Origin of the sequence: Weeksella sp. HMSC059D05, from assembly GCF_001809725.1 — a bacterium.
Taxonomy (GTDB): Bacteria; Bacteroidota; Bacteroidia; order Flavobacteriales; family Weeksellaceae; genus Weeksella; species Weeksella virosa.
The window spans coordinates 1-220 of sequence record NZ_KV798531.1 but is presented as its reverse complement, the minus strand read 5'-3'; the positions used below and the strand labels follow the sequence as shown (position 1 = coordinate 220).

Here is a 220-nt window from a genome sequence, read left to right as displayed (position 1 = left end):
ACTTATAATTATACGTAGCCGAACCCGTTGAGATAGAATTATCAATTCCTATTCCTATATCGCCAAATTTTGCTTCAATAGTTGTTCTATTACTTGCAATATCTTCACCTGGAGTTACAATGATTTGTTGTAACGGTTGGTAACCTTTATGTTTCAACCCAAAAGGGTAGTAGTGGTTTTCTTCCAATATTTTTAATTTGTTTTCGGTGTCATCCCAAGC

Annotated in this window: 1 protein-coding gene; it reads right to left on the bottom strand. The window is 34.5% G+C overall.

Features of this window, described 5'->3' with window-relative positions; translation table 11 throughout:
• Positions 1 to 220: hypothetical protein (locus HMPREF2660_RS10970; RefSeq protein WP_168160789.1), on the bottom strand; the 220-nt coding region annotated here is incomplete at both ends.